This is a genomic window from Burkholderia sp. ABCPW 111 (assembly GCF_000773065.1).
Classification (GTDB): Bacteria; Pseudomonadota; Gammaproteobacteria; order Burkholderiales; family Burkholderiaceae; genus Burkholderia; species Burkholderia savannae.
Genome location: NZ_JPWT01000007.1, coordinates 1 through 7,933 on the forward strand (window position 1 = coordinate 1; position 7,933 = coordinate 7,933).

General features: G+C 67.9%; 6 protein-coding genes. 4 read left to right on the forward strand and 2 right to left on the reverse strand.

Translation table 11 applies throughout. The features are described from left to right. Nucleotides 1-582 precede the first annotated feature (582 nt). Nucleotides 583-1,128, forward strand: coding sequence for a DUF6013 family protein (locus X946_RS03715; protein WP_038744270.1), 546 nt, complete (start codon nucleotides 583-585; stop codon nucleotides 1,126-1,128). A gap of 406 nt (nucleotides 1,129-1,534) precedes the next feature. Here X946_RS03715 and X946_RS03720 read toward each other — a convergent pair whose 3' ends face one another. Both X946_RS03720 and X946_RS03725 read right to left on the reverse strand, forming a co-directional pair. Beyond that, nucleotides 1,535-2,353, reverse strand: a complete 819-nt coding sequence (locus tag X946_RS03720; RefSeq protein ID WP_038744272.1) for an ABC transporter permease — start codon at nucleotides 2,351-2,353, stop codon at nucleotides 1,535-1,537. After that, a complete protein-coding gene (locus X946_RS03725; RefSeq protein WP_038744275.1) occupies nucleotides 2,350-3,045 on the reverse strand; it encodes an ABC transporter ATP-binding protein in 696 nt (231 codons plus the stop codon). The genes X946_RS03720 and X946_RS03725 overlap by 4 nt, the downstream gene beginning before the upstream one ends. 133 nt (nucleotides 3,046-3,178) lie before the next feature. Between X946_RS03725 and X946_RS03730 the strand changes: the two genes are divergently transcribed. The 3 genes from X946_RS03730 to X946_RS03735 all read left to right on the forward strand — a co-directional run bounded on the left by X946_RS03730 (nucleotide 3,179) and on the right by X946_RS03735 (nucleotide 7,780). After that, the gene (locus tag X946_RS03730; protein ID WP_038744277.1) at nucleotides 3,179-5,689 is read left to right on the forward strand and encodes an AsmA family protein; all 2,511 of its coding nucleotides are present in this window, start codon (nucleotides 3,179-3,181) and stop codon (nucleotides 5,687-5,689) included. Next, nucleotides 5,686-5,850, forward strand: a complete 165-nt coding sequence (locus X946_RS34920; RefSeq protein ID WP_161788634.1) for a hypothetical protein — start codon at nucleotides 5,686-5,688, stop codon at nucleotides 5,848-5,850. The genes X946_RS03730 and X946_RS34920 overlap by 4 nt, the downstream gene beginning before the upstream one ends. A 337-nt stretch (nucleotides 5,851-6,187) precedes the next feature. Continuing rightward, nucleotides 6,188-7,780: an ABC-F family ATPase gene (locus X946_RS03735; RefSeq protein WP_038744280.1), complete on the forward strand. Its 1,593-nt coding sequence runs from the start codon at nucleotides 6,188-6,190 to the stop codon at nucleotides 7,778-7,780. The last annotated feature ends 153 nt before the right edge of the window (nucleotides 7,781-7,933 follow it).

The window sequence follows — 7,933 nt, forward strand, 5'->3', positions numbered from 1 at the left end:
GGTTCTCGGTTCTCGGTTCTCGGTTCTCGGTTCTCGGTTCTCGGTTCTCGGTTCTCGGTTCTCGGTTCTCGGTTCTCGGTTCTCGGTTCTCGCGGGACAGTGTTCAATGCGAGAGGTTCACGGCGGGCTCGATGCGGTCGCGCAAGCGATTCGGCGCAGCAGCGTGCGCCAGCGTGCGTTGGATCGACGAGTATCGCGACGACGGCGCGCACGCGCGCCACCCGCAACCCACACGTGCATGCCGACGGCGGGAAAGCGATCAAGGCATAGCCGTGCTTCATCGCACACGACAAAGGGCGAAACAAGCAGGGCGAAGCAGGCGCCGAGGCTGGCGAGCGGCGGTGATGCGGCCGTCTCGCGTGCACGGTTCCGGGCGCGTCGATCGCGTCTGCATGGCCCTCTTCGAGCGAACCTCGAACGTCGATCGCGCGCCACGCACGCTTGACGCAGATCGTGCAAGCAGGGGTAACACCCGATGCGCGGCAGGCGCCAGGCGTGCCGCTTCGCGTTAGACTGGCATTGCGTCATGCATCGATAACCCGGCGATTCGCGCAGTTCGTCGCCATAAAAGGAGAGGTCAGCATGAGTCAACGCATTCTGTCGCCGCTCGTTGCGTCGTGCGCCGTCGCAGCGCTGCTCTCGGCGTATGCGGCGCACGCGGCGCCGCCCATCAAGGCGAGCGTGCTCGGCGGCAACGACGGCCAGCTTCAATACACGGTCAAGGTCGACTCGAAGCAGTTCGGCACGATGCAGGAGACGCGCAAGATCCGCTCCGGCGAAACCGACGATTTCAACTGGAAGTCGGTGCCGCCGTCGGGCGCCGTGCCGATGTCCGACGCGTGCCCGAGCGCCGACACGCTGCCGCGCGACGCGAACGGCGCGATGGTCCGGCAGGCGCAGGTGCGGCTTGCGCCGTCCGTCGACAGCAAGGGCGTCGCGAACGTGCAGCTGAGCTTCCAGGCGAGCGCGCCGAACGGCACGAAGAAAGTGGCGGCGGGCGGCAAGACGCTGCAGTGTCCGAATGTCGTGACGGTGAGCCAGGTCAAGTGGCTGTCGATCTCGACAGGCGGCTCGAAGTCGATCTCGATGCGCGACGGCACGAAGATCACGGTGTCGATCAAGCGGTGAGCGCGGTGGCGCGGCGCCTTCCGGACGGCGGATGACGCATGTGCTGCACGGAGGGCTGCGCGGCACGTGCCGGAGGTCGGAGCGTGCGCGATGCCCGGGCGGTGCATTCGCATCGTTTGCGCGGCGCTGCCGAGCGGCATCGGCGACGGGCTCGGCGATTCGAGCGTCGATTCACGCGTCGATGTCCGGGCAGTCCATTGGCCGCCAAGCGACGTCGTGTTCCACGGCCGTTCGAACCGGCGACAATCACTACCGCCGACCGCCGACCGCCGACCGCCGACCGCCGACCGCCGACCGCCAACCGCCAACCGTCAATCAACTCGCCGACCATCCCCAGCCGACCGACGCGACGAGTGATCGAGCGACCGCCCCGCGCATCGACATCCCCAACGCGAACGCCCGCGCGTTACCCGCCGTTCCTGGCCGTCCCCCGCTCGAGGAGCCGCGAGGCGAGAAACCGGTGCTCGGCGGAGAAGAGCCGCCGGTACGTGCACAGCACCGCGCCGACGGTGCCGAGCGCGGACGCCGCCGCGATCAGGAACATGATGACGATCTGATAGCGGACCGCTTGCAGCGGCGACTGCCCGGCGAGCACCTGGCCCGTCATCATTCCCGGCAGGCTCACGACGCCGACGACGGCCATCTGGTTCAGCGTCGGCAGCATGCCGGCGCGCACCGCCTGCCGCGCGGCGTCCTGCGCGGCCTCCCAGCGCGTCGCGCCGAGCGCGAGCGCCGTCTCGACGCGGTCGCGCCGCGCGGTCAATTCCTCCATCATCCGCTCGATGCCGAGCGACACGCCCGTCAGCGTATTGCCGAGAATCATCCCGAGAATCGGGATCGCATATTGCGGCTCGTACCACGGATGGATGCGGATCACGACGAACAGTCCGATCGCCGCGACGAACCAGCTGCTCGCCCAGATCGACAGGACGCTGTCGGCGCGCTGCCCCGCGTAGGTCCGCTTGCCGCGCGCGGCGCCCGCGAAGCCCGCGATCAGCGTCATCAGCGCGACGAGCGGCAGCACGACGTTCCAGCGCGGATGGCCGAACACCCAGCCGAGTACGTAGCCGATCGCGAGCAGTTGGACGACGGTGCGCGCGGCGGCCCATGCGAGCTTGCGGCCGAGGCCGAGCGACAGCGCGGCCGAGATCGCGCCGTTGATCGCGACGAGCGCGGCCGCGATCCCGACGTCGACGAGGCTCAGATCCTGCAGCGGCGCGTTCATCGGGCACCCTCCGTCGCGGCGGCGCCGAGCACGCCGGCGTGCATCGTCAGGCACCGCCTGCCGACGCGCGCCGCCTGCGCCGGATCGTGCGAGATCCACAGCGACGAGCGCGCATGCGGCGCCGCGTCGAACCACGCGGACACGAGCGCCTCGATTGCGCGGGTCGAATCGGGGTCGAGTGCGGAAGTCGGCTCGTCGAGCAGCAGCACGTCCGGATCGAGCTGCAAGACGCGCAGCAGCGCGGCGATCTGCGCCTCGCCGCCCGACAATTCGCTTGCGGCCTTGCGTAGAAAATCGTCGCCTCGGCCGGCCTGCGCGGCGAGGCGCGCGACGCGGGCGCGATCGAAGCGCGCATCGCGGTAGACGGCGAGCGAGTAAGGGTAGCGCAGCAGATCCTCGACGGTGCCGTCGGCCGTCGCCGGGCGTTGCCGAACGTACGCGACGCTGCGCCGGTAGCGCGGAATCGCCGCGCGCGCGACGCGCTTGCCGCACCAGAGCAGCTCGCCGCCGTCGAGCGGATCGAGGAGGGCCAGCGCGCGCAGGAACACGCTCTTGCCCGAGCCCGACGGGCCGGTGAGCGCGATCCGCTCGCCCGGCGCGAGCGCGAAATCGGTCGGGGCCAGGAGCGTTTTGCCGCTCGCCGCGTCGCGGCGGGCGATCCGCCGGGCTTCGATCAGGACATCGGCTGTCATAAATGCAAAAAACGCAAAAAACGGTAAATTGGGGACGGTGGCGCGATATCGTGCGCCATAATAACCGTGAGTGGCAGCGTCGCGCACGCTGCGCGGCGTTGCCGGTTCAGGAAGAACAACGACGGAATCTGGCATGACGCTCACCCGTACCCTCGTCAAAACCGCGGCGTGGATCGTCGGCATCTTCGCGGTGCTCACCGCGGCGCTCGGCGTGTTCGTTTTCACGTTCGACTGGAATCGTGCGAAACCTTGGATCAACGAGCAGGCGAGCGCGTCGATCGGCCGCCCGTTCGAGATTCGCGGCGACATCAAGGTTGGCTGGCGGCGCCCGGACGGCGAGGCCGGCTGGCGCGCGTGGGTGCCGTGGCCGGTGTTCTCGGCGAGCCAGGTCGTCATCGGCAATCCGGCCTGGGCGAAGGCCCCCAATTTCGCGACGCTCGACGAAGCGCGCTTCGAGCTCGCGGTGCTGCCGCTCCTCGCACACGAAGTCGTGATTCCGTCGATCGAGCTCGTCAATCCGGCGCTCGACGTCGAGCGCCTCGCCGACGGCCGCAATAACTGGACGTTCGAATTCAAGAAGTCTTCCGGCCCGTCGCCGTGGAAGGTGCAATTGCGCGACTTCGGCTTCGCGAAGGGCACGGTCGCGTATCGCGACGCGATCACGAAAGCCGATCTGACCGTCGCGATCGACACGCTCGGCCAGCCGATTCCGCTCGGCGACGTGCTCGCGCAGCAGGAGCAGACGTCGCGGGCGGCGTCCGCGCAGCGAGTCGGCAAGAAGGGCGCGGCGCAGCTGACCGCGAAGGCGAAGGCCGAGATCGCGTCCGAGGCTTCGGCTGCATCGGCGGCATCGGTCGCGGCGGCGTCCGGAGCAGGCGGCGCGGCCGCGGCGAGCGGCGCGTCGGGCGCGAATGCCGCGGCGTCGGGCGGTAGCGCTGCCGCCGTCGGACGGTCGGCGCAGGGGGCGGAGCAGGCCAACGCGGCGGGCAAGCGCGTTCCGACGGCCGCATCCGGTTCGTCGAAGGCCGCCGCATCGTCCGGCTCGAGCGCCGCGGGCCGGACGTCCGCGCCGGGCGCGGGCGCATCGTCGACGTCGGCTGGCTCGTCCGCGTCGGCCGTCGCGGCGAGCGCGGCCGCTTCGGGGGCAAACGATGCGGCAAGCGGCGGCGCAAGCCGCGCGAGCGCAGCATCCGCCGCGGCCGCGGCGAAGCCGGCCGGCCCGACCTACGCGTTCGGCCTGACCGTCAAGGGCCGCTACAAGGGCGTGCCGATCGACGGTACGGGCAAGATGGGCGGCGTGCTCGCGCTTCAGGACGCGTCGCGGCCGTTCCCGTTGCAGGCCGACGTGAAGGCGGGCGACACGCGGCTCGCGATCGTCGGCACGCTCACCGATCCCGTCCATCTCGCGGCGGTCGACCTGCGCCTGTGGCTGCAAGGCTCGAGCATGTCGCATCTGTATGCGCTCACGGGCGTGACCTTGCCCGACACGCCGCCGTACGCGACCGAAGGGCGGCTTCTCGGCAATTTCAAGCGGCGCGCGAGCACGTTCCGCTACGAGAACTTCAACGGCCGCGTCGGCGGCAGCGATCTGCGCGGCACGCTTGCGTACCAGCAGCGCGAGCCGCGGCCGCTGCTGTCGGGCGAGCTCGTGTCGAACCTGCTGCAGTTCTCCGACCTCGCGCCGATCGTCGGCGCCGACACGGCCGCGAGCAAGGCGCAGCGCGGCGACACGACGAAGCAGCCGCCCGGCCGCGTGCTGCCCGTCGAGACGTTCCGCACCGACCGCTGGCGCGCGCTCGACGCCGACGTCAAGTTCACGGGCCGCAAGCTGATCAAGGGCGCTGCGCTGCCGATCACCGATCTGTACACGCACATCGTGATGACGGACGGGGTGCTGTCGCTCGAGCCGCTGAAGTTCGGCGTCGCGGGCGGCTCGCTCGCGACCACCGCGCGTCTCGACGGCAGCGCCGCGCCGCTCAAGGGCCGCTTTGCGGTCGCCGCGCGACATCTGAAACTCAGGCAGCTGTTCCCGACGCAGAAGGTCATGCAGTCCGCGCTCGGCGAGATCAACGGCGATGCGGCGCTGTCCGCGACCGGCAACTCGCCCGCCGCGCTCGCGGCGACGTCGAACGGCGAAGTGAAGATGATCATGACCAACGGCGCGATCAGCAGGTTGCTGATGGAAGCCGCGGGTCTGAACGTCGCCAACGTCCTCTACGAGAAGATGTTCGGCGGCCACGACGTGAAGATCAATTGCGCGGCCGTTGATTTCGTGGCGACCAACGGCTTGCTCGACACGAGGCTGTTTGCGTTCGACACCGACGACGCGCTGATCAACATCGACGGCCCGATCGACTTGCGCAACGAGTCGATGAACCTGAAGGTCCACCCGCATACGAAGGGGTTCCGCGTGTTTTCGCTGCGCTCGCCGCTGTACGTGAAGGGGACGTTCAAGAATCCGGACGTCGGCGTCGATGCGGGCGCGCTTGCGCTGCGCGCGGGCGCGATGGTCGGCCTCGGGCTGCTGAATCCGCTCGCGGCGCTGATCCCGCTGATCGCGCCGAGCAACAACAGGGACGTGCCGTGCTCGGAGCTGTTTGCGCAATTGAAGGCGCCGCAAAAGGCGGCGAGCGCCGGCAAGTGACGGCGGCGCGTGCGGGCCGGATCGACGCGATCGACGCGATCGATGAGATCGATGAGATCGATGAGATCGATGAGATCGATGAGATCGATGAGATCGATGAGATCGGCGCGCGGGCGCTTCATCGCTGTCGACGCAGCGGCGTGGCGCGAACGCCCGCATGACGGATCTCGCGCGCTCGATAAGCCGCGGGTGAAGGGGCTCCGCTGCCGCCGGGGTGGCGGTCGTGGCGGCCCGGCAGGCCGGACGGGGCTCGCTGGGCCGGCATGACGCGCAATCCAACTGGCTTTGCGTCACGAGGCTTTCTCCCCGGAGGACATGGCCGTGCCGCGAGCGCGGCGGGCCGGCGATTCGACGCCAATTTTCATGTCGGCCGCCGAAGGAAAAGCGGGCGTATCGCACGCCCGTTTTCGGGGCAAGAAGGACATGCGGCCCTGCGATTCACCGACTCCTGTTAAAATGCCCGGTTTTCCGTCGATCTATCTCTTAACGGGATCTGCCGTGCTTTCTACCGCCAACATCACGATGCAATTCGGGCCCAAGCCCCTGTTCGAGAACATCTCGGTCAAGTTCGGGGAGGGCAACCGCTACGGCCTCATCGGGGCGAACGGCTGCGGCAAGTCGACCTTCATGAAGATCCTGGGCGGCGATCTCGAGCCGTCCGCGGGCAACGTCGCGCTGGAGCCGAACGTTCGTCTCGGCAAGCTGCGCCAGGACCAGTTCGCGTACGAGGACGTGCGCGTGCTCGACGTCGTGATGATGGGCCACACGGAGATGTGGGCCGCGATGACCGAGCGCGATGCGATCTACGCGAACCCCGAGGCGACCGACGACGACTACATGCACGCGGCCGAGCTCGAGGCGAAGTTCGCCGAGTACGGCGGCTACGACGCCGAGGCGCGCGCGGGCGCGCTGCTGCTCGGCATCGGCATCGAGGAGAAATTCCACAGCGGTCCGATGCGAGACGTCGCGCCGGGCTGGAAGCTGCGCGTGCTGCTCGCGCAGGCGCTGTTCTCGAATCCGGACGTGCTGCTGCTCGACGAGCCGACCAACAACCTCGACATCAACTCGATCCGCTGGCTCGAAGACACGCTCAACAACTACGACTCGACGATGATCATCATCTCGCATGATCGTCACTTCCTGAACTCGGTGTGCACGCACATGGCCGACATGGACTACGGCACGCTGAAGGTGTGGCCGGGCAACTATGACGACTACATGCTCGCGTCCGCGCAGGCGCGCGAGCGCCAGGCCGCCGCGAACGCGCGCGCGAAGGAGCGCGTGGCCGAGCTGCAGGACTTCGTGCGCCGCTTCTCGGCGAACAAGTCGAAGGCCCGCCAGGCGACGAGCCGCGCGAAGCAGATCGACAAGATCAAGATCGAGGAATTCAAGCCTTCTTCGCGGCAGAACCCATTCATCCGTTTCGAATTCGAGAAGAAGCTGCACAACATCGCGGTGGTCGCGGATTCGATCACGAAGCGGTACGAGCGTACGATCTTCGAGAACTTCAACCTGTCGGTGCAGCCGGGCGAGCGCATCGCGATCATCGGCGAGAACGGCGCGGGCAAGACGACGCTGCTGCGCGCGCTCGTCGGCAATCTCGCGCTCGATCACGGCACGGTGAAGTGGGCCGAGAACGCGAACGTCGGCTACATGCCGCAGGACACCTACGAGGAGTTCCCGAACGACGTCACGCTGATGGACTGGATCGACCAGTACCGCAAGGACGGCGACGACGAGACGATGGTGCGCGGCACGCTCGGCCGCCTGCTGTTCTCGGCGGACGACATCAAGAAATCGGTGAAGGTGCTGTCGGGCGGCGAGAAGGGCCGCATGATCTGGGGCAAGCTGATGCTCGGCCGCCACAACGTGCTCTTGATGGACGAGCCGACGAACCACATGGACATGGAGTCGATCGAGTCGCTGCAGATCGCGCTCGAGAAGTTCGAAGGCACGCTGATCTTCGTGTCGCACGACCGCGAATTCGTGAGCGGCCTCGCGAACCGGATCATCGAAGTGACGACGGACGGCAAGCTCGTCGACTTCGGCGGGAATTACGAAGATTTCCTCGCGAGCAAGGGTGTGCAGTAATAGCGTCCGCATGCCGGAGCGACAAGCCCGCTTCCTCGGAAGCGGGCTTTTTTCTGGTTCATCGCGGAATTCCGGGGAACGCGGCGCGGATCTTGAGGAAGAAGTACTCCTCGTCACGGTACCCGTAGGCCCTGCGCTTGATGACCTTGATCG

What these genes read in the sequence shown, in the direction of transcription:
- X946_RS03715 (WP_038744270.1), top strand. Translation starts at nt 583, where the DNA reads ATGAGTCAACGCATTCTGTCGCCGCTCGTTGCGTCGTGCGCCGTCGCA.
- X946_RS03720 (WP_038744272.1), bottom strand. Translation starts at nt 2,353, where the DNA reads ATGAACGCGCCGCTGCAGGATCTGAGCCTCGTCGACGTCGGGATCGCG.
- X946_RS03725 (WP_038744275.1), bottom strand. Translation starts at nt 3,045, where the DNA reads ATGACAGCCGATGTCCTGATCGAAGCCCGGCGGATCGCCCGCCGCGAC.
- X946_RS03730 (WP_038744277.1), top strand. Translation starts at nt 3,179, where the DNA reads ATGACGCTCACCCGTACCCTCGTCAAAACCGCGGCGTGGATCGTCGGC.